Consider the following 21,614-nt stretch of genomic DNA (forward strand, 5'->3'; position numbering starts at 1 on the left):
TGTATTGCGGAAGGCAGTACGGCGCTTCTTTTTGCACAGAACGGTTGGCGGAAATGTACTGCAGAGGTGCCTCCGGGCTGTGGGACAGGGCACGGCAGGGGAGGAAGCACCGTGTCAGAACAGGATCAGCTGTTCCGGGAAACCAGTCTCTTCTGTCAGCGCCAGAGCAGCGTTTACCTCTCCGATATGTTCTCTGCCATGGCTGTCACTGGAGAGAACCACGGGGCAGGAGAGAGTTTCACAGGTACGAAGCATGCGGATGGAATTTTCCCGGCAGTCTCTGCGGTAACTGTCGGGCAGCAGAGATACATTGTTCAGCTCCGGAACCACACCGCAGGAAAGCGCGCCTTCCAGCAGTTCCCGATAATCCACCGGAAACCGGGAATCATCGCAGTGACCGATAATTTTAACTTTGGGATGACGCATGGCGCGGAGATAGGCCTTTGTATTTTCAGCGGCGGAACCGGAGGTATAGACCGGACGGTGCATACTGATGATGCAGTAATCCAGGGTCTGAAGAATTTCGTCCGGAATGTCCAGACGGCCGTCTATATCCAGAATATTGGCTTCGGCGCCGTATCTGACAGTGACGCCGAAACGGACAGGTTCTCCCAGAGACAGTCCGCGAAAGTAAGACAGTCCGGCGCTTCCCGGGCTGGCCGGTCCGTGGTCGCTGATACCGAGCACTTCCATCTGCCGTCTGGCGGCTTCCTTTGCCAGATCCAGGATTCTGTCTCCTGTCCCATGCCCGCTGGCACAGGTGTGCGTGTGCAGGTCGGTTTTGTTATAAGTTAGCTTCATTATATTTCCACCATTACAAGCTTGTTGTTCTTTGAATGTATAAATTTCTTTGATAAGAACGCTATTTTATCCATTTTGTATATATCGTGACAAAATTCATGACAAGTTTTGGTTATGACAGGATAGAATCCTGCTGGTTTCCCTATAAAAGCAGGGGAGCGATATTAATTTTCAAGTCTTTATAGATACATGAGTAAATGGCATCATCAAAATCGTATTGGTTTGATTGTTCATCTTTTTCCAGATCATAGACCATGACAGATTTTTTGTATGGATTTACAATCCAATATTCACGCACTCCCGCAGAACGGTATTTGAAAAGTTTTATACCGTAGTCGATGCGGCTTGTGCTGGGGGAAACAATCTCAATTATCCAGTCAGGAGCCCCGTTGCAGCCCTTGTCATTCAATTTGCCTTTGTCGCATATGACGCTGATATCCGGCTCCACATAGTTCAGGTCATCTTCATTCAAAAATACCGCAAAGGGAGCAGGATAGACTTCGCAGGTGCCCTGCCTTGTGTCAATGTAGTTTCCGATAATTTTGGTAAATTGCGAAATCAATTTCTGGTGAATTCTGATTGGCGGCGCCATCATATATAGCCGACCGTCAATCAGTTCTGCCCTCTGGCCCTCCGGCAGGGCATAGATATCATCTATTGTATAACTTTTTTGTTGTACTAATGCCATGGGTGATTCCTCGCTTTCCGTCTGATTCTATTAAAGTGCCGAAGCGGTTTAAGCAGTTAAAGGATATTTCATTTGTTAACATCCCTCATTCTAAAGTGTTTTTCGTTTTTGCATGATTCATTATAACAGACCCGGACATGAAAATAAAAGAGATATTACGATCTTTTCACTAAAAATTTCTAAAGGCCAATATCCGTTTTTCTTAGTGCATTTAATAAGCTTTTGTATAAAGTACGCAAGGGGAGAAATAGAGCACAAAAAAGGCCGCAAACCTTTGATTTGCAGCCATTGTAATAAATGGAAGCAAAGGGGCTCGAACCCTTGGCCTCCCGCTAGTCAGGCGAGCGCTCATCCCAGCTGAGCTATGCTTCCAAACAAAGACATTATATCACAGACTGCGTGAAATGGGAAGAAAAATTTTGAGAAATATCAACCGTAGAACTTTCAACTATGAGTTCGAGAAAGTGGCGAGGAAAAAGATTCTCAAAAGCTGTAGTTTTTGAGAAAACAAAATGCATTCAAAAGTCTAGTTTATCTTATAACATATTTATCAAAAAATCAAGTGTTATCCATTTTCTTTTTTAGTAGTATTTCCCATTCTTTCCTTTATGAAAAAAATTCCCGAAAACTACACATTTTAAGAATTTTACCACAAAAGTCAGAAATCAGGTTACAACCGCAATTTTGGATAAAAGGGAGCAGAAATGCCGCCAGATACGGTATGCAGAACAGTACGCCAATACAATAAGGACGCAATCCCGGCAGAGGACATGAAGAAGCTGCTGGAGATTGCGGAGGATTACAATAAGGTGAAAAAGTACGTTTACCAGCGCTTTGGCGGGATTGGCAGTCTGTGGAAGCTTTATCCGGGATATACTGTCCAGAATGAAATGACGGGAAGCGGGCTGCGGGCGGAGCTGGGACTGCCGTCGGTGTATTTTTATCTGGCTGTCTTTGATGCGCTGGGAGACATCAAGGGCCAGTGGACACGAACGAAGTCAAAGCTTTTGAAGCTCATCGGTCAAAATGAGAATCTGACAGAGGAAGAAAAGCATTATCTCCGTTTTCTCCTGAAAGTCAACAATGCCTTTACGGCGGTTCTGAGTCAACAGCCGATAAAGGAGTTGGAACTGCCGCGGGAAATCCAAAAGAAATACGAGAATCTGGCGGCACAGGCAGATACGGAAAAACTGCATCGTTACCTGTGCAGACAGGTAAGAAAGTATCACACTTTACCATCTCATTCTTTTTCTACAGAAGAAAGGAAGAAAGCAGGAGAGCAGAATCGTTCGGCCATTGGGTTTTCCATAGCCGAGAGAGCCTACCGCTATGGTGACAATGGCCGGGAGAAGGGAATTTACATTTCCACGAAAGAAAAGCGAAAGCGGATTTTTGTACCTCTCACGGACAGCAACCAGTACAATAACCAATTGTATATTCAGCTTTTTCCGGGGGAAAAGCGTCTGGAAATCAGGGCGGCGATTCATGTGACCGCCAGGTTTCACTGGGATTATACAAATCAGGTGGGGCTGGCATTTGGAATGTTTACTATGCTGACTACTCAGGAAGGGCATTGCTACGGCGAAGAGCTGGGAAAGCTTCAGACGACATATGCGGACTGGATGCGGAAGCAGACTCAAAGCTATAACCGCAATCGTCAGGACAATCCCGGACGCAAAAAATACCAGGCGCAGAAGAAACGCCTGGAAGAGCAAATGCACGGGTATATCAACCATGAGCTGAATCGCCTGCTGCAGACGGAGAAACCGAAAGTCATCTACCTGGTTAAAATGCCAAAGCCCCAGGCTGGCGGCATTAACCGGAAAATTAATCATTCCGTTGCCATGTGGCACCGGGGCTACATCAGGAAACGTCTGGAGCAGAAGTGCAGAGAACAGTCTGTGGAGATTGTGGAAGTACTGGGGAAAGACATCAGCAATGAATGCAGCCGCTGCGGGGCATTGGGCAGCAGAGCGACAGGAACATTCACCTGCAGGGCCTGTGGGCACAGCGCGGAGGAGAAGACCAACACCGCGGGAAATGTGCTGAAGCGGGGGCTTGCGGGGAAGATTGTGAACTGAAGAGGACAAACAAGGAACTGTCCAGAAATAACTTGTGCAAATCCATGCAGGTTTTGGGTATATTTTTCGGGTATAAAGGAATTATGTCGCACAAGTTATTTCGGGATAGTTCCTGAGAATGGCGATTCAGATAAGTTCCGATGAGAATCGGGATTTTACCGGGGGTGAAAGCCCGGACTGGAAGCGCGTTCATTCATGATAGAAAAGCGTTGAACCGGAAGGGGAAACGATACGGCATTAGAAGACAATCTTAAGATTGTGTATTGGGTATGCCATGACCCCGGGAACATGGAAGACATGAGGTACCGGGGAGCGAAGCGGTGGAAGCATCAAATGTCGGAAACCGCAGCATCAGGAGATACTTTGGAAGAATTTTTGGGAAATGATGAATTTTTAAAAGATTTTTCTAAAAAAGCAAGGGTGTTCACTTGATGTCCAATGTGCCTTATTTAATAAAATCAGAAGCTATCCATGAACAGTCCATGGATTTGGAGAATACTCCTTCGATTTCGGAATGAATTGAATCTACAAATGAATTCGATTTCAGGACTTCATTTCATTGATTCCGTTGAGTTGATAGTACTTGACAATGAGACGAAAGAGCATAGGTGAGAAGACAGCAGTGCATATTCTGAATATCTGAGGATATGTGACAGTTTGGATCAATTATGAAATGATGACATGGCTATGTACACTATACCATCGAATTCAAGCGAAGTATTGGTGGTCAGGAAATACACAGAAAATAAGGTTTGGCGACTGCGTTTGCAGACCGATTGCAGACTTGAAAAAGCGGGTACTTCTCACAATAAATTTCCATACAAAGCGGAAGGAATGCAGGATAACATGAGAAAGCTCCATAAAAAGCAGGCGGAAGATTTCCTGGAACTGCTTGAGCAGGCACACAGTGAAATCAAAAAAGAAATTGAAAAAAAGAATATTCCGACCGTTTTGAGCCTGCTGGCAGACTGCCAGGAAGGAGCCATGTCTCTGGGGGAGTTGATTGAGAAGACGGAAGGAGAAGATACCCCTGCCATCCCTTTGCTGGAGAGATACTGCGAAGAACTTTTCCAGATTCACGAAGAGCTTACACAGGGAAATCCCATGGGGGCGAACAAAGTTTACAAGATTCTCCGCCAGTGGGCTCTGAAGATAAAGAGCAGCATAAAAAATGAGATTCAGACGCGGCTGGAAGTGGTGTTTCTTCCATATAAGGCATCCATGTGGGATTCGCTGGAGAGTGTCTGGAAGGCGGCGGATGCGGATCCGAACTGTGATGCCTATGTGATTCCCATCCCTTATTATGACAAGAAACCGGATGGGAGCTTTGGGGAGATGCACAATGAATTTTCACAGTATTCCTCCAATATCCCTCTGCTCTGGTACGAGGATTACGATTTTGAAAAACGCAGGCCGGATATGATTTATATCCACAATCCCTATGACGAATGCAACTATGTAACCAGTGTGCATCCTTTTTTCTATTCTAAGAATTTGAAAAAATTTACGGAGAAGCTGGTGTACATTCCGTATTTCATTTTAGGAGAAATCGACCCGGAGAATCCCCAGGAGCTGGAGGGGGTAGAGAAATTCTGCCAGGTTCCGGGAGTGCTGTATGCGGATAAGGTGATTGTGCAGTCGGAGGCCATGCGCCAGGCATACATAAAGATCATGACGAAGTTCATGGATGGCCAGAAGGGGTATGAGCAGCCATACTGGGAAGAAAAGATCCTGGGGCTGGGTTCCCCGAAGGTGGATAAGGTCTTAAGTACCAGGAAGGAGGACCTGGTGATTCCGGAGGAGTGGATGAAGGTTATCCGGAAGCCGGATGGGAGCTGGAAGAAGATTATTTTCTATAATACCACTGTGACGGCGCTGCTGCAGCACCGAGATAAAATGCTTATAAAGATACAGGATACACTAAGAGTATTTTATGAAAATAGAGATGAAGTAACATTATTTTGGAGACCACATCCATTGATTTGTGCAACGATTGAAGCAATGTGCCCTGAAATTAATATCAAATATAAAAAGATTGTTAAAGAGTATAAAAGGGCGGGATGGGGAATATATGATGAAAGTGCGGACATGGACCGTGCTGTAGTATTATCTGACGCCTACTATGGAGATAGGAGCAGTGTACTGAACTTGTATGAAAAGACGGGAAAACCTACCATGATGCAAGATGTGAATTCGCTGCCGGAGAATAACTTTTCGCTGGCAATGGATGATATTGTGGAGTATCAAGGTAGATGGTGGTTTTTCTCTGTAAAAGATCATGGAATATACAGAATGGATAAAGAGAACTTTTATGCAGAGTTAGTGGCAAGAATTCCGCGAGATGAAACGATAGAAAATTATGGGCCACAGTATAGAAAAATATTTATTTATGAAGCGAAAATATTTATATTACCCTGGGTGCCGGTGAAGATAGCTGTTTATGATATTATAAGTGGTGAGATTCATTACATTGATTATGAAAGAGAAACTGTAAACAGGCGAATGGTATTTGGGGATGGAATTATACGGGGAAATAAACTATATGTGATGCCATGTGTATATAAAAATATACTATGTATTGATATGGATTCTGAGGATATCATGTATATCCGTTTAGATGAAATTTTACATGAGGATCAATCAAAGCATCAATATGCATGGGGAAGTATTTTTGTAGATAAGGATTCAGTTTATATGGCATCATTGAAGAGTGAGAAAATTATTGAATTGGAATTGCGATCTAACAAAGTAAATGTTTACAGAAATAAATTGCTGACAGGTGGAATTTCAGGTGTATGTGGAGATGAGAATAATGTCTGGCTCGTACCGCAGAAAGCAGATAAAATTCTTCATTGGGACAGAAAACGTAAAAAAGTTGAATTTATAGATAAATTTCCGATGCAATATCAGACTGGTGACTTTAGTTTTTATAAAATTGTATCATTTGAAAAATATCTTCTTTTGTTGCCACGTGATGCAAATATGTTGCTTATACTTGATAAGACAACGAATGTAATTAGTAATCTGGAATTTGAGGAGGTAGTATATGACAGTGAAAACTATTATGACAAGTATTTTAGATATATGAATGCCTGGGAAAATAATGGTGAAATATATGTGATAAACACAAGGAGAGGGATTGTTTATTGTAGTAATTTTGCAAAGGGAAAAAAGACACATGTAAAAAGACACATAAAGATATCAGATGAGTATAGTGAAAAGTGTGAAAAACAGGAATATGAAAATCGCTATGATTATATTTTTAACTATATTAAGACGTTAAAAGGTGCAAAAATAGAACCAATTAAGCATCAAAATAAAGGGAATGAAATCTGGAAAGGTTTAAAAAGTATATATGATACAAAAAGAAAGAGTAATAATATGGGGAATTGGCCAGACGTATTATGAATATAAAGCTGCAATTGAAGATAAATTTGATGTGGTTGCATGTACGGATAAAAAGTTTGAGGATATAAATGAACTGCCATTTGGGTGGATACGACCTGCCGACCTAAATAAATATGATTATGATAGGATACTTATTACCACATCAAAATATTATGATGATATAAAAATGCAGTTAGTTAAGTGTGGTATATACACTGAAAAAATAATTGGAGTAGATGTTTTCAACGAACGCAGCGATGAAACACAACGTTATGGAGAAATTGTGCATGATGTGGAATTGTATAAAGAAAAAAGCAGAGATGAACTATTTCTTTATGACTGTAAGAACCTGAAAATTATTACATCTGATAAATATATGTCTGCCGGGAAACCATCCACTCATTATTTTGCACAGGATATATGGGGAGGTAAAAAAATATATCAAAATAATCCGAAGGAACATTACGATATTGGTTCAAGACTGGATGGATTCATAGCTCATTTGCTGATATTCAGAGAAGTCAATTATATTGATATCAGGCCTCTTCCGTTTGATATTCCAAATCTACATTTTATACAGAGCGATGCAACTCAGCTGGAACAGTTTAAGGATAATTCTGTAGAGTCTATATCTTCGTTTCATGCTTTGGAACATTTTGGATTGGGTAGATATGGGGATGAGATAGACCCTGCAGCATATAGAAAAGTAATAAAAAATATGCAGCGTATAATAAAACCCGGAGGACATATTTATATTGGCGTGCCAGTAGGACCAAGTAATAAGTTGATATTTAATGCTCACAGGATTTTTGCGATAAAGACAATAATACGATTATTTCACAAAATGACATTACAGGATATTGCAATTGTGAAAGATCAAAATGCATACGCAGAGAGCATTAAAGAGTGTGAATATGATAATGTTGGAGAATATTGGTGTGGGTTGTTTGAATTTGTTAAAAAGGATATTGATTTATAAAAATACAAATAAAACAGACAGAAAGGTAATTATAAAAACACAAGGCGGATTGGGCAATCAATTATTTCAATATGCTGCGGGGCTTGAAATTGCAAAAAGATATAATTATTCAATTATGTTTGAGCTGGAATTTCAGAAAAAGAGTAAGAGAAAATTCGAACTGAGGAATTTAGGCATAAAGGAAAGAATACTATCTGATGAACAGAAAAAAACATTTGTTTACAGATTTCAGAATTTTTTAATTAAATTATATGAAAAATTTATAGCATATAGTTTTGCAGATAATGAAGTAACCAGACGCATATTTGCCTTGTTTGGCGTATTTTTTTGCAACCATAATAACCCGGATATACCTCATAATTTATTTAGACATAATACGATTGTTATTGCAGGTTCCTTTTCTAATGAAAAATATTTTCAGTTTGTTTTGAATGATTTACAAAAAAAGGTAAAGAGATATCTTGTTGAATGGCCATTTGAATACAGGCATAACACGGTTTGCGTTCATATAAGAAGGGGAGATTATGTAGGAAATGCTGTGCATGAGGTATGTACAGATAAATATTATTATCGTGCAATGGATGAGATAGTAAAACAGATTGGTGAATGTTATTTTGTGATTTTTTCGGATGATATTGACTATATAAAAAGAAATATGCAATTTTGCTATCCTTATACTGTGTGCACAGAAAAAAATACGATTAAATCCTGGTATTATATGATACAGTGCGATCACTATATAATATCTAACAGTACCTTCAGCTGGTGGGCGCAAAGGTTGAATGCTAATGCTGGAAAGGTGGTTATCGCGCCACAAAAATGGTTTAATACAAGTGAGAAATGTGATTTATATCATAACGATTGGATTAAAATATGAGGGGATAGATTATCATGGATAATAATTTTTTAGAAAGAATAAGCATGTTGCCTTTATGGGATATGATGCAGGAAGTTGATAAAATAGAGGACTATAGTAGAGAACATAAGGAAAAAACATGCATATGCCATCAGCTAGAACATTTTGAAAAATTGTCCCATAGAAAAAAATATATTGTGATAGGGGCAGGTAAAGATGGAAATGAACTCGTTAGATTATTAAATGTAATGGGTAAAGAAATAACAAATTGGGGTGATAATTCTAAAGATAAAATAGGAAAAAATGTTTACGGTTATGTAATTCATTCAGTTGATGACATCTTAAAAAGATATTCTGGAGAAGTAATACTGATTGCTTCTCGAAAATACGAAATAGAACTTTTGAATCAGGTACTGGAATATAAAATTGAATTGAAAAGCAGCATATTTGACTATGACGAGATTTATACAAGAGGAATGTGGGCAAGAGAATCAAGGAAAAAAGCAGTACTATCTTATCCACCCATGAAAATAACAATTGGAATAACTTCTGCATGCCCTAATAAATGCCTGTTTTGTTCTTATCATGGTGAAGCAGCGAGAGAGGTGAGTAATACATATAATTTACCTTATATGTTGTCCTATAAAGATTTTTGCAAAATGATTGATATGGCGAAACAAGGAGGGGTGCCACATATTCATATATGTGGTACAGGAGAGCCATTTGTTAATCCTGAAGTACTAAAAATGATAGATTATGTAATAAAAAATTATGGATATGTATCATTGCAGACAGATTTTTGGAAAGAATTATTTCAAAAAAGGGACTATTTGAATGAGATTATTAAAAGAGAAAAATATATTACATATATTGCAACTGATATATTATCATCGAAAGAAGAAGAGCATAATGCAATAAAACAGGGAATGAAATATTGTGATTTAATGGACATGCTGGAGTATTTGGGAAGGAACAGTAACGTACGTATTCGGGCAGTAAATATTCTTACAAGGAGTAATTTCAGATATTTGCGGGGTATTATTGATGATTTATTACTGCGAAAAGTAAATTTTGAACTCTGGATTACTAATCTGTTGTCGTATGATTATTCGCCGTACACTTCATCGGATAATGTATATCAGTCAGGAGATATTGAAATAACCAAAGCACTTGCTGAAGTTGAGGAATATGCAAAAGAAAAAGGCGTGAAGATAGGGATTCCGGAACCGGCAGATTATGAGAGGGAGTGTTCTGTATTTTGGGAATCTTTTCAGACATGGCCTGTTCGAGGATGTGAGAAAGAACGATATGTAGAAAATATGATTCCTCATGCATGCGCAGCAGTGGTCAGAGGGAAATTGAATTCGCAGGGATATTTGTTTGATTATGATAATATTATGGATGCGTGGAATAATGAGATAATTGTAAAAATTCGAGAAAATATATTGAAGAACAGATATCCAGATGAGTGGTGCAAAAAATGTTTTATGTATCAGGATACGGACTCATATTTTAAAAAGGTATAGATTACTATGTGCGGAATTTTAGGCGGGAATAATGAAAAATGGGACTATCAAAGTGCAATCAAAAAATTATTTCACAGGGGTCCCGATGCAGTGAGTATACATAAGGCACGACATTTTACATTTGCATTTACAAGACTATCTGTTATCGATCTAAACAATAATGCAATGCAGCCTATGGTTTCAAAGGACAAAAGATATACGATTGTATTTAATGGTGAAATCTATGATTATGGCAAGGTACGGGACAGGCTAATACAAAGCGGTTATGTTTTTAAAACGAAATCCGATACAGAAGTATTGCTTTATGCGTTTTCAAATTGGCGGGAAAAATTAGTAGAATATATTGATGGTATTTTTGCATTTGCAATATATGATGAATTAGAGAGAAAGCTCTATTTGTTTAGGGATAGGTGTGGAGTAAAACCGTTATATTATTATGAAAATGGCCGGGATTTTGCCTTTGCCTCTGAATTGAAAGCATTTGAACAACTGGGAACTGATATTCAATTAACTCTGGATAATACTGCACTATATGATTACCATACATATTTATACATTCCAGAACCTAAAAGCATGTATCGTGAGGTGAAAAAACTGCCTGCAGCCAGTATGCTTGTCTATGATATTGAGGCCCGAAGAATTCTTAGCATAAAAAAATATTGGAAAGTATGCTTAAATTCAAAGGCAGGGAATCCTTTAAGTGAAAAGGAAATGGATGACAAGGCATCAGAGCTGAAATTTCATTTATGCAATGCTGTAAAAAGGCAGGTAGTGGCGGACGTACCAGTGGGGACATTTCTGAGTGGAGGGGTGGACTCCAGCATAATAACAGCGGAAACCAAAAATAATGTAAACAGACAGATAGCAGCTTTTTCTATCGGATTTTCTGACAGAAGATATGATGAATCGAAATATGCTCGTGAGGCGGCGAAACTGCTGGGAGTACAGTTACATTTAAAGACATTTGAAAGTTCAGATTTTAGCAGATTGTATTTCAAACTGAAGGAAATGTTTGATGAACCTTTTGCAGACACTTCTGCTTATCCGACATATTTTGTATCTACGTATGCAAAGGAACAGGTTACAGTTGTCTTAACAGGAGATGGCGGAGATGAATTATTTGGAGGATACGCAAGATGTGCATATTGCAGAGATACACTCCAGAAAAGGAAATATACAAATAAAATCATCTCAGATTTATATATCAAGTATGCCAGGGAACTGGATTTATTCGGAGGCTGTTTTGATCAAATATTAGAAGAAGATCTGGCCATGCTGGCGCCGTGGTATGCGAAGATTGATTTTTCTGAAAGAAAACGATTGAGAAAGAAGTTTGGTATTCCAAGAGAGTATGATGATTTTTGGTATTATAGAAAATACTACCATAAGGATTTGCCACCTTATACCAGGATGCGTTATTTGGACTTTATGACATATCTGAACGGAGATATTTTGACTAAGGTGGACAGAACTTCCATGGCAGCCTCTCTTGAAGCAAGGGTGCCTTTTCTGGACAGAGAAGTAGTGGACTTTGCATTTTCATTAACAGAACAGGAATGTAATCCTAACGGGGAATTAAAAGGATTATTAAAACATGCATATAGAAATGAAATACAGAAAGAATTTTTTGACAGAAAAAAACAGGGATTTAGTATTCCAGTTTCATATATCAGTAAGAAAGCAGGCCCACAGGAAAAACTGATTTATGATTTATGGAAATTATAGCAGAATGCTAAAGTAAGGAAAGACGTGGAGATAAGATGAAAAAGAGTATTTTTGGAACAGTATCATTTCTTATTGGTGTTGTGGCGGGAGGCAGCGCTATAGGAAAATATCTAAATGAAAAGCTGACAGAGAAACAAGAAATGTCAGACAAACATTTGGACTTGTTTCTGATGATGAATCAATGGGTGCGTAATCGACAGGAAGGTAAAGAATTATCTCTGTATTTTGAGCGGAATGGTTATAGAAAAATTGCAGTTTACGGAGTGAGCTATGTGGGACAGACATTACTGAATGAGCTGAAGGATACAACCATACATGTGAACTATGCTGTAGATAGAAATTCTGGCAAAAAGGTGGATGGAGTGATGGTGTATTCGGTAGAGGAGATGACAGACAATGTAGATGCAATAGTTGTAACTGCTATTGGGGCCTTTGATGAAATTCGGGATATGCTGGAAGAGATAGTGAATTGTCCAATAATATCTTTGGAAGATATTATCTTTGAGGTTTAGAGCATCATATTATCATGAGAAGGGACTACCATATGAAGGTATCAATTATTACTTCAGCATTTAACTGTAAAAAATATTTGAAAGAGATGGTGGACAGCATTATTGCTCAGACTTACAGAGACTGGGAAATGATATTGATTGATGATGCCTCTGATGACGGTACCTGGAATGTGATTAAAAGCATTGTGGATGATAGAATTATAAAAATCAGAAATATAGAAAATGTGGGGTTGACTAAAAACCTGAACAGAGCTTTGGGAATTGCCCAAGGGAAATATATTATGAGAATGGATGCAGATGATATTGCAGCGCCAGACAGGATAGAAAAGCAAGTTGCCTTTATGGAAGTAAATCCGGATGTGGTTTTATCTGGCTGCTGGATGCAATGCTTTGGAGAAGTGCATGATATTACAAAAACTCATTTGAATGATATGGATATCCGTATTGACTTAATTTTTAATACTGCCATTATGCATCCTACATTTATTGTAAGAAATGATGTGATTAAAAAGTATGCTGTTAAGTACAATGAAGATTTGAAATATGCGCAGGATTATTTTTTTGCTTATCAGCTTTCTGAGTTTGGGAAACTTGCTAATATACCGGAAGTTTTAGTGCGGTATAGAGCGCATGCGGGTCAAATTGGTTCAAAATACAGAAGTGAGCAAAAAAATTGTGCTGATGTTACAAGGAATAAAATCCTTAGAGATATGGGTATTGAACTGAATGATGATGAGTTTAAAGTCTGGTCAAATTTTTGCTTGGGAGAAGTAAAACAGTACGATCAGAAAGAAAGGGAATTATTACTTGGGATTGCAGAACGTTTGGCAGACAATAAACATTTGAAAAATGAATATGACAGCCAAAAACTGAAGGAAAGGTTATCGGAGAAGCTGTATTTACAAAGTGCAAATGATGGAAAGACTGGTAGTAAGCAAGAACAGGAAGCAGAAAAATATAAAAGACTTTTTGGCTTGATGAATCGTTGGTTAAAGCTGAAACAGAGAGGAAAGAGTCTGGCTGACTGGTTTTCGAAGAAAGGGCTTGTGAATATTGCCATATATGGAATGGGCGAGGTCGGGGAATGTTTAGTTGATGAATTAAAAGACAGTCCCGTACATGTCGTATATGGTATAGATCGGTATAGTGGAATCAGATGTTCTCTAAAGGAAGTAGTATCATTGAATGATACCCTAAAAGAGGTGGATGCAATTGTTATAACAACAGTGCACCATACAGATGATATAAAAATGGATTTGAGCGGGAAGGTCGCGAGTCTTCTTATTCTTTTAGAAGATATTATATTTGAGATTGATTTATAACGGAGTGGTCAGATATAAGATGCGTGAAACAGAAAAGACAGATGCACAGATAGCAATAATAGTAGCACTATATAATGCGGAACAATATTTGGGAAAATGCATTCAGAGTATTATAAATCAAACATACAGGGAATTGGAAATTATTCTTGTTGATGACGGCTCTACAGACGGATCCTATTCTGTATGCCTGGGGTTTGCTGAAAATGACGAAAGAATAAAAGTAATTCAGCAAGAAAACAGAGGAACGCTAAGTGCCAAAAGAGCGGGGTTGGACGCTGCAAATGCAGGATATATTATGTTTGTGGATGCAGATGACTGGATTATGCCGGAAATGTGTGAAAAGTTATATGAGATAGTAAAAAGAGAACAGGTTGACCTGGTTACTTCAGGAATTATCAGATACTTTTCCAGGGAACATTGTATCTGGGATCATGACACAATCAAAGAAGGCAAATATGTGGGAGTAGATTACAAAGAAAAAGTTTTGACGCATATGCTGTGTGACGGTGTTTTTTCCAGGCGGGGAATTGATGCCAGCTTGGCTATAAAAATTTTCAGGAAAGATTTATTATACCCGGTTGTCAAAGATGCAGAAGAAAGATATGGATATTTGTTTGGTGAGGACACCGCAGTTTTATATCCATATATGCTGAAAGCAGAATCTTCCTATATCACGAAAGAGTGCTTTTACTATCATCGGCAATATGAGAACTATCAGAATAGATATTATGATGATCAAAATTTTGAATATAAAGTAGAAAAATTATATTGTTATCTGAAAGATATATTTGAAAAACATGATGTACATAGTTCCTTGATGAGGCAGTTGGATTATTTTGTATGTGGTTTGTTATGGGCAAAATGTGAGCTGAAAGTTAAAAAAATTGTGCAAGAAGTGCCCAAAATGCAGCAGTATTTATTTCCCTTTCATCTGGTAAAGCCTGATAGTAGAATCTTGTTGTATGGAGCGGGGGCAGTGGGAAAATCGTTTTATGCGCAGCTTAAAAAAACCGGGTATTGCAAAGAAGTCATTTGGCAGGATAAACAGTATGAAAAATATCAGAATGAAAGTTTGCCTGTAAAGAGAGTGTGGGGGGGAGTAGATATAGATGTGTGCATAATAGCGGTACAAGATGAGCAATTAGCACACCAAATAAAAAAAGAGTTAGTTAGCCTTGGGATGGAAGAAAGAAAAATAGTATGGGAATTACCACTATTATCCATGTGGTAGAAGGAGAAATTTTGAGTAACAAAAAAATCAGCATAATAGTTCCCATCTATAATATTCAACAATATCTGGACAAATGTATATCAAGTATAATAGCTCAATCTTATAAAAATCTGGAAATTATTTTGGTAGACGATGGATCCACAGATAATTCCGGGAAAATATGTGATAGGTTTGCAGCATATGATAACAGAATTAAAGTCATTCATAAGGATAATGGAGGACTTGTTTCTGCGAGGAAGGAAGGAATAAAGGCTGCAGAGGGAGAGTATATAGGATTTGTAGATGGGGATGATTATATAGAGCGAGAAATGTACGAAATGCTTGCTCATTACATAGAAGAGATGCAGGTAGACTTTATCCATTCCGGGTACTTTAAAAATGATGGTCAGAAGTTTTCTGTGAAAACAAAGAAAAAATACATATTAAATAACAGAAAAAGCAGAGAAAATATTATTAAAAAAATGATACTGGATCCTACAGACAGCGAGGCAGTGTCTTCCAGTATCTGGTCAAAACTTTTTAAAAAGGAATTTCTGGGTTCGGCATATATGGGGATGCAGGATAAGCTTTCCTATGGGGAGGATTTGTGGTGCATATGCTCGTGTATTATGAGATGTGATTCTTTTGGGACAGTACCTGAGGCCTGGTACCATTATATGAAACGTGAAACTTCTATATGTAATGAACGAAACCTGGATAATATTCAACGTGAAACAGAATTATATAAGTCTTTGGGAAAATTGTTTGAAGATTATGAATTATATAGAGCGCTGAAAGCAGAACTGGAGCACTTTTATCTCAGGAACTTGCTGATATGCATGAGGCAACTGACCAATACAGTGTGTCCTGTGTATCAGTATCCCATTATAGATGAATTGGCTGGGAAGAAAATCCTTTTATATGGTATGGGAGAAGTGGGACAGGATTATTACACACAACTTCGAAGAGATATGCGTTGCACATTGATGGCAGTTTCGGATAGATGTGCAGAGAAATATAAGTGTGATTTCATGAAAGTAATTGAGGCGGATGAGATTACGGTATGCGACTGTGATGTCATTGTGGTTGCTGTATTGCGGGAAGAAACGGCGAGAATGATTGCGGATGAGCTGGCGGCGAAAGGCATTGGAAGGGAGAAAATAGTATGGAGACAGCCAAAGCTTGTGGTGTGAATAATGTGCCTATGAAAAAACAGCTGGAACAGGCCTATGAAGAACTGCTGAGCCTTCTGGGATTAGAAGTCGGAAACAGAAGCAGAAAAGTCAGTCGTATCATCAAAGAAGAAATCGAAAGATTTGTGAAGAATTGTAAAATTCCTGCGCTATGGTGTTATGGAGAACATACACGTATGCTGATGACTGACTACATTTTTGAAATGAGGAGAGTTAAGTACATTATCGACGAGTTTTACACCGGTGATAGTGGATTTGAAGTTATTACCAGCGAAAAGATAGGGGAAAAAGAGATTGATGGTATCATTATATCCACATATAAGTACAGGAAAGAAATTGTTGAGACTATTAGAAGCCGTTATCCACAGATGAAATATCTGGATATTTATGAAAAACTTTACGAAAATGGAATTGATTTAAGTTGTGAATATTATGCAGAGAATTACCCTTATGCCCGGTATGCCAGAATCAACAGAATGAACTGTGAATTGTGGGAACAAAAAAATGTGAAATATCAAGAAGACTTTGTGGAGGATTTAGTAAAGGAATTTGTATTGATTAAGGATTTTTCAAGTGCAATAAGATGCATGGAAGAAGCTTTAAGAGAGAACCATGACAGAAAGATGAAAGAACTTTTGAAATACCTGTATAGAATATATAGGATGGAGTTGCAGGCTGCATCTGTGATATCTAAAAAAAATGTGCTGATGCTCTGTATTGATGGACTTAGGCGACAGGATTTGTTTTCAGGAGAGATGGAAAGAGTAAAGAGGTTTATTTTGTATAGAGGATACTCTTTTACAAATGCGTATTCGGCATCTACATCTACTTATGAGAGTCTGATTCCGGCATACAGTGGAAATAATGACTTAAGCACAAGATACTATGAAAAAAATGAAATAGAAGAGGAAGAATGTCCATTTATCAAAGAGGCCATAAAGCAGGAAAGGAAGATTCGGTTTTATACGGATTCCTGTCATTATGTGAAAAGCAAACATATCGTGGTCACTGAAAGTTATCAGACTGCAGCGGAGAAGCTGTGGGATTTTCTGTTAGATGCAGTTGACGAAAAGAATGGACTATTCTATGTCCATATACTTTATGAAAGCCATTATTCCTATCCAAACCCTTACACAAAAGGGGCGCTTGTGACAGAGGGAACCAATATTCTGTTTGACTTTCTGAGCCGTAACGGAGGGAAATTGAAAACGGACTATGTAGCTCAGCACAGAGATACACTAAGATATCTGGATGATTTACTGGCACCTATTCTGGAACAGCTTTGCTGCAAGATGATTATTTATGCGGATCATGGAAATGTACTTTTAGGAAAGAACGCAGAATTGGGAGATGTGTCATATCCACAGTTGACTTTTGGAGAAGAATTGATACAGGTACCTTTGGTAATTTGCGATGAAGAAACAGGTGTGGGGATAAGCGATAAAATATGTTCGCTTATGGATTTGAATAATATGCTAATATGCCTGTTGCAGGGGAAAGCGGTGAAGGAAATAGACCATGCTTATGTGAAGGTGGTGCGATCAGCATTATATAATGCTGATTTCCAATACCTGTACCAGAAGATAGGATGTGAACGAGGAAGCAAGGCATTCGAAGTCTTTTTGTTTCAGGAAGGTTATAAATTAGTGGTATATGAGGATGGTGTTATAGAATTGTATAATTCTGCTTCGGACGAAAAAATTTCGGATATTATTTTAAAAAAGAATTTGCTGGCACAAATAGAGGAAATGATTACGGTATGGACATAAAACAAAATTCACGAAAAAAAATTTTATTTATTATATGGTCCTATACATATGGCGGTGGTGCGGAGACATTACTCACTATGATTGTAAATCACCTGAATCCGGAAAAGTATGATATCAGTATTATTGAATATGAACATTCAGATTTAAAATCGGAACCTGTAAATAGTAATATCCATGTACTGCCACCCATAGAAAAAGTGGAGACACCAGATCATCAGAAAAAAGGATACCAGGCATATTATACTCCTGAGGTATTAACAGCCAGGTATATTAAGGGAGACTATGATCTGTATGTATCTTTTAATTATCAGATTCCTACTTTCTTGTTACCTGCAGAAACCAAAAATATTGCATGGATTCACACTGATATATATGATTTAGCATTAGAAAATGCTGAACGAGAACGTAAATTACAGGGCAAGGCTTTTCAAAAAGTGAAGAAGATTGTAGCGATTAGTGATTTTACTAAAAAATCGCTGGTAGAGTTATTCCCAGAACACAGGGAAAAAGTTATCAAAATATATAATGGAATTGATTTAGATAATGTGCGAAAACAGGCAATGGAAGATACAATAGAGAAATTGGATAATAATGCAATTATTTCGGTAGCCAGGCTGGATAAGAATAAAAATCCTCTGAGGTTGCTTTGCATTTTTAAAAAAGTATATCAGATCAGACCAGATGTACGACTTTATTATCTTGGAGATGGAAAGCTCAGAAAAGAATTGGAAATGGAAATAACGAAAGAAGGATTGGATGGGGTTGTAAAACTTTTAGGCTATGTCGATAATCCATATCCCATTATAAAGCAGGCCTCAGTGTTGTGTCTTTTTTCAGAATCAGAAGGATTTCCCATGTCAGTTATGGAAGCTTTGGCCCTGGGAATTCCGTTTGTTTCAACAAATGTCGGAGGGTGTGATGTACTGACTAATGGGGCACGGTGCGGAAGAATAATTCATACAGATAGTGAAGCGGTAGAAGCTATTTTAGAGTTAATGGGGGCAGATTGTAAGAAATTGAGAAATGAGTGCAGAAAATCTGTAGAACGTTTCTCGATTGATACCTACATCTCACAGATTGAGAAATTATTTGATACTGTGATGGAAGAGGAACCTACAGAAGGGACCTTTGCAGACTAATAATCATAGAGGTAATTGCGTCGCAAATAAAAAAGAGGACTCTTTTATGAATATTAAGTGTTGTGCATTTTCGAGTATGGCAGCAGAAATCAAGAAAAGTGATCAAAAGATAATGCTGTTTGGTGCAGGAGCAATTGGTACAGTGACAGTACCGGAAATATTGAAGGACAATGGTCTTTTACAGTATGTAATTTGCTATTTGGATAATGACTGTGAAAAGTGGGGAAAGGAGATAAATATATCAGATAAAACAGTAAAAGTATCTTCTCCTCAGTACATAAGAAAATATACAACGCAAATAGCTGTTTTGCTAAATATAAGCAGGTATGCGGAAGCGTTAGAACAGTTGGAAGCTTTGGAAAAATGGCAGGGAATGTTGACTTGTTACATTATGCCTTTGATGTGTATATATAATTTTAATAATGATAAGTGGAGTGGTGCAGTAAAGGATTTTTCAAGAAAACTAATTCCTAAACAAATTCATTATATGTGGTTTGGTGGAAAAAGGTTACCACAAAACCTGCAGAAATGTGTAAATAGCTGGAAGGAATTCTGTCCGGATTATGAGATTATCCGATGGGATGAGACAAACTATGATGTTAGTAAAAACTTATACATGAAACAAGCTTATCAAAACGGAGCATATGGCTTTATTCCAGATTATGCCAGATTGGATATTCTATACAATTATGGCGGCATTTATCTGGATACAGATGTAGAACTGATACGACCTTTGGATGAGCTGTTATATCAGGAGGCATTTTGCGGAGTTGAAAAATGGCAGATACTTAATTTTGGTGGATGCAGTGGTGCTGTGAAAGGACAGCAGGCGTTGAAAAAGCTTCTGGATTATAGAGAAAAAATCAGTTTTATAGATGAAAATGGAATGATAAACAAGAATACATGTGGATTTTATGATACCAGAGTTATACTTGATAATGGTTACAAAATTAATGGATATAATCAGAAAATCTTAGGAATGAACATCTATTCATATGATTATTTTCATCCATACGATTATATGACAGGACAGATGTTTATTACTGAAAATACTTTTTCGATTCATCACTTTAACGGAGGATGGCTGGATGAAAAGTTACGTCAGATGAATCAGAAGACTGCAGAAAGCTTCAAAGAAATATGTAAAAGAATAGTATTTGGAGACATGGAAAGTGATAATGAAAACTGATAAAGAAGTACCGTTGATTAGTGTAATTGTACCAGTATATAACGTAAAAGAATATTTATATAAATGTATTTTAAGTATATGTCGTCAATCATACAAGAATCTTCAGATTATACTTGTTGATGATGGCTCCACAGACGGGAGTTCTTTTATATGTGATCATTTTTCTGCTAAAGACGAAAGAGTAGAAGTTATTCATAAAGAAAATGGTGGATTGGTTAGCGCACGGAAAGCGGGCGCAAGTAAGGCGATCGGGAAGTATATAGCATTTGTTGATGGGGATGATTGGATTGATGAAAATGCATACGAAGAAGTACTGCATATTAAGGCAGAGATTTGCGGTGAAGATTTTCCTGATATCATAGCATTTGGATGTGTAGAGGAATATGGACTTTATCAAAACGAAAAGAAGAATAAGATAAAAAAAGGGCTGTATTCTGGGAAAAGTCTGGAACAATTAGTGAGGAACATTCCAATGACGGATGTTTTTTTTGAATGGACAATATTACCACATTTATGTGACAAATTACTTAACCGAGAGCTTTTTATACGATGTATTGCAGAGATTCCCGATACAATTTCTTTTGCGGAAGATGCTGTGAGCAGTTTTTTATGTATGGCAAATGCAGATTCAATTATGGCTATTGATAGTACTCCTTATCATTATAGGCAACGGGAAGGCTCAATTGTAAAGCAATGTGGAGAGATAGAAAAAGAGCGATTTCGGGAGATTTATAAACTTCTGAGACGAACATTGCCTATGCCATATGGAGAGCTTCAAATAAAATACTACATGTTTTTTCTTCTTTGCCTGAAGGGATATTCAAAGATAGATGAAATGCTTCTCTTTCCTTTTGACAGTGTGCGACAGGGAGACAGGGTGCTGGTGTATGGAGCAGGTGGTTTTGGAAGAATTGTAAAAGAGTATGTAGAACATTCTGATGAGATCTGTTTGTCTGGCTGGACAGATAAGAGAGCAGATCAATATATAAAGCAGGGAATGGTGATGGACAGGCTTGAGGTTATTTTTACTAATAGCTATGATAGGCTGGTGATTTCAATCTTAAATGAGAATATTGGTGAAAAAGTGAAAAGAGATTTAGTCAGTCAGGGGGTTCGGGCTGATAAAATTGATTTTGTAAGAAAGGAAAATCTAAAAAATGCAAAATTACCGTTCTGGTTAGTGGAGAATATATAGAGACGGGCAGGGATAGATTTTGACTGGAGGAGCAGAAAAATA

General features: G+C 37.9%; 16 protein-coding genes and 1 tRNA gene. 14 read left to right on the forward strand and 3 right to left on the reverse strand.

Translation table 11 applies throughout. The annotated features are described in order from the left end of the window. Positions 1–114: 114 nt before the first annotated feature. The 3 genes from NSB25_RS00225 to NSB25_RS00235 all read right to left on the reverse strand — a co-directional run bounded on the left by NSB25_RS00225 (position 115) and on the right by NSB25_RS00235 (position 1,861). Positions 115–801 (reverse strand): PHP domain-containing protein, encoded by a 687-nt coding sequence (locus tag NSB25_RS00225; protein WP_242982394.1) that lies wholly within the window; start codon positions 799–801, stop codon positions 115–117. A gap of 142 nt (positions 802–943) precedes the next feature. Continuing rightward, positions 944–1,489, reverse strand: a complete 546-nt coding sequence (locus NSB25_RS00230; RefSeq protein WP_103239560.1) for a Uma2 family endonuclease — start codon at positions 1,487–1,489, stop codon at positions 944–946. 298 nt (positions 1,490–1,787) lie between these two features. Then, positions 1,788–1,861, reverse strand: a tRNA-Val gene (locus NSB25_RS00235). A gap of 332 nt (positions 1,862–2,193) precedes the next feature. Between NSB25_RS00235 and NSB25_RS00240 the strand changes: the two genes are divergently transcribed. The 14 genes from NSB25_RS00240 to NSB25_RS00305 all read left to right on the forward strand — a co-directional run bounded on the left by NSB25_RS00240 (position 2,194) and on the right by NSB25_RS00305 (position 21,572). After that, complete coding sequence (locus tag NSB25_RS00240; RefSeq protein ID WP_103239561.1) at positions 2,194–3,570, forward strand: zinc ribbon domain-containing protein; 1,377 nt, start codon at positions 2,194–2,196, stop codon at positions 3,568–3,570. 1,335 nt (positions 3,571–4,905) lie between these two features. Then, a complete protein-coding gene (locus NSB25_RS00245) occupies positions 4,906–6,978 on the forward strand; it encodes a hypothetical protein (protein WP_242982395.1) in 2,073 nt (690 codons plus the stop codon). Then, a complete protein-coding gene (locus tag NSB25_RS00250; RefSeq protein ID WP_207656155.1) occupies positions 6,926–7,936 on the forward strand; it encodes a DUF268 domain-containing protein in 1,011 nt (336 codons plus the stop codon). Before NSB25_RS00245 ends, NSB25_RS00250 begins: the two co-directional genes overlap by 53 nt. Next, positions 7,896–8,813: an alpha-1,2-fucosyltransferase gene (locus NSB25_RS00255; protein WP_172455067.1), complete on the forward strand. Its 918-nt coding sequence runs from the start codon at positions 7,896–7,898 to the stop codon at positions 8,811–8,813. The genes NSB25_RS00250 and NSB25_RS00255 overlap by 41 nt, the downstream gene beginning before the upstream one ends. Before the next feature lie 14 nt (positions 8,814–8,827). Continuing rightward, positions 8,828–10,318, forward strand: coding sequence for a radical SAM protein (locus NSB25_RS00260; protein WP_103239563.1), 1,491 nt, complete (start codon positions 8,828–8,830; stop codon positions 10,316–10,318). A 6-nt stretch (positions 10,319–10,324) separates the two neighbouring features. Then, positions 10,325–12,043 carry an asparagine synthase (glutamine-hydrolyzing) gene (gene asnB / locus NSB25_RS00265; protein ID WP_103239564.1) on the forward strand — a complete coding sequence of 573 codons (1,719 nt, stop codon included), beginning with the start codon at positions 10,325–10,327 and terminating at the stop codon, positions 12,041–12,043. A gap of 35 nt (positions 12,044–12,078) precedes the next feature. Further along, entirely contained in the window at positions 12,079–12,555 is a 477-nt protein-coding gene (locus NSB25_RS00270) for a hypothetical protein (RefSeq protein ID WP_103239565.1), read from the forward strand. Positions 12,556–12,587: 32 nt separating this feature from the next. Further along, entirely contained in the window at positions 12,588–13,877 is a 1,290-nt protein-coding gene (locus tag NSB25_RS00275) for a glycosyltransferase family 2 protein (RefSeq protein WP_172455068.1), read from the forward strand. A 19-nt stretch (positions 13,878–13,896) separates the two neighbouring features. After that, positions 13,897–15,108, forward strand: a complete 1,212-nt coding sequence (locus NSB25_RS00280) for a glycosyltransferase family 2 protein (RefSeq protein ID WP_146040027.1) — start codon at positions 13,897–13,899, stop codon at positions 15,106–15,108. Positions 15,109–15,119: 11 nt separating this feature from the next. Continuing rightward, on the forward strand, positions 15,120–16,280 hold the full coding sequence (locus NSB25_RS00285) for a glycosyltransferase (protein WP_242982396.1): 1,161 nt from the start codon (positions 15,120–15,122) through the stop codon (positions 16,278–16,280). 125 nt (positions 16,281–16,405) lie between these two features. Continuing rightward, entirely contained in the window at positions 16,406–18,049 is a 1,644-nt protein-coding gene (locus NSB25_RS00290; protein WP_146040028.1) for a sulfatase-like hydrolase/transferase, read from the forward strand. After that, positions 18,040–19,188 (forward strand): glycosyltransferase, encoded by a 1,149-nt coding sequence (locus tag NSB25_RS00295; protein WP_103239570.1) that lies wholly within the window; start codon positions 18,040–18,042, stop codon positions 19,186–19,188. Before NSB25_RS00290 ends, NSB25_RS00295 begins: the two co-directional genes overlap by 10 nt. A gap of 46 nt (positions 19,189–19,234) precedes the next feature. Continuing rightward, positions 19,235–20,377 (forward strand): glycosyltransferase family 32 protein, encoded by a 1,143-nt coding sequence (locus NSB25_RS00300; protein ID WP_103239571.1) that lies wholly within the window; start codon positions 19,235–19,237, stop codon positions 20,375–20,377. Then, positions 20,367–21,572 carry a glycosyltransferase gene (locus NSB25_RS00305; protein WP_103239572.1) on the forward strand — a complete coding sequence of 402 codons (1,206 nt, stop codon included), beginning with the start codon at positions 20,367–20,369 and terminating at the stop codon, positions 21,570–21,572. Before NSB25_RS00300 ends, NSB25_RS00305 begins: the two co-directional genes overlap by 11 nt. Positions 21,573–21,614 lie beyond the last annotated feature (42 nt).

It is taken from the genome of Acetatifactor muris, assembly GCF_024623325.1.
Lineage (GTDB): Bacteria > Bacillota > Clostridia > Lachnospirales > Lachnospiraceae > Acetatifactor > Acetatifactor muris.

What these genes read in the sequence shown, in the direction of transcription:
- NSB25_RS00225 (WP_242982394.1), bottom strand. Translation starts at nt 801, where the DNA reads ATGAAGCTAACTTATAACAAAACCGACCTGCACACGCACACCTGTGCC.
- NSB25_RS00230 (WP_103239560.1), bottom strand. Translation starts at nt 1,489, where the DNA reads ATGGCATTAGTACAACAAAAAAGTTATACAATAGATGATATCTATGCC.
- NSB25_RS00240 (WP_103239561.1), top strand. Translation starts at nt 2,194, where the DNA reads ATGCCGCCAGATACGGTATGCAGAACAGTACGCCAATACAATAAGGAC.
- NSB25_RS00245 (WP_242982395.1), top strand. Translation starts at nt 4,906, where the DNA reads ATGCACAATGAATTTTCACAGTATTCCTCCAATATCCCTCTGCTCTGG.
- NSB25_RS00250 (WP_207656155.1), top strand. Translation starts at nt 6,926, where the DNA reads ATGATACAAAAAGAAAGAGTAATAATATGGGGAATTGGCCAGACGTAT.
- NSB25_RS00260 (WP_103239563.1), top strand. Translation starts at nt 8,828, where the DNA reads ATGGATAATAATTTTTTAGAAAGAATAAGCATGTTGCCTTTATGGGAT.
- asnB (WP_103239564.1), top strand. Translation starts at nt 10,325, where the DNA reads ATGTGCGGAATTTTAGGCGGGAATAATGAAAAATGGGACTATCAAAGT.
- NSB25_RS00270 (WP_103239565.1), top strand. Translation starts at nt 12,079, where the DNA reads ATGAAAAAGAGTATTTTTGGAACAGTATCATTTCTTATTGGTGTTGTG.
- NSB25_RS00275 (WP_172455068.1), top strand. Translation starts at nt 12,588, where the DNA reads ATGAAGGTATCAATTATTACTTCAGCATTTAACTGTAAAAAATATTTG.
- NSB25_RS00280 (WP_146040027.1), top strand. Translation starts at nt 13,897, where the DNA reads ATGCGTGAAACAGAAAAGACAGATGCACAGATAGCAATAATAGTAGCA.
- NSB25_RS00295 (WP_103239570.1), top strand. Translation starts at nt 18,040, where the DNA reads ATGGACATAAAACAAAATTCACGAAAAAAAATTTTATTTATTATATGG.
- NSB25_RS00300 (WP_103239571.1), top strand. Translation starts at nt 19,235, where the DNA reads ATGAATATTAAGTGTTGTGCATTTTCGAGTATGGCAGCAGAAATCAAG.
- NSB25_RS00305 (WP_103239572.1), top strand. Translation starts at nt 20,367, where the DNA reads ATGAAAACTGATAAAGAAGTACCGTTGATTAGTGTAATTGTACCAGTA.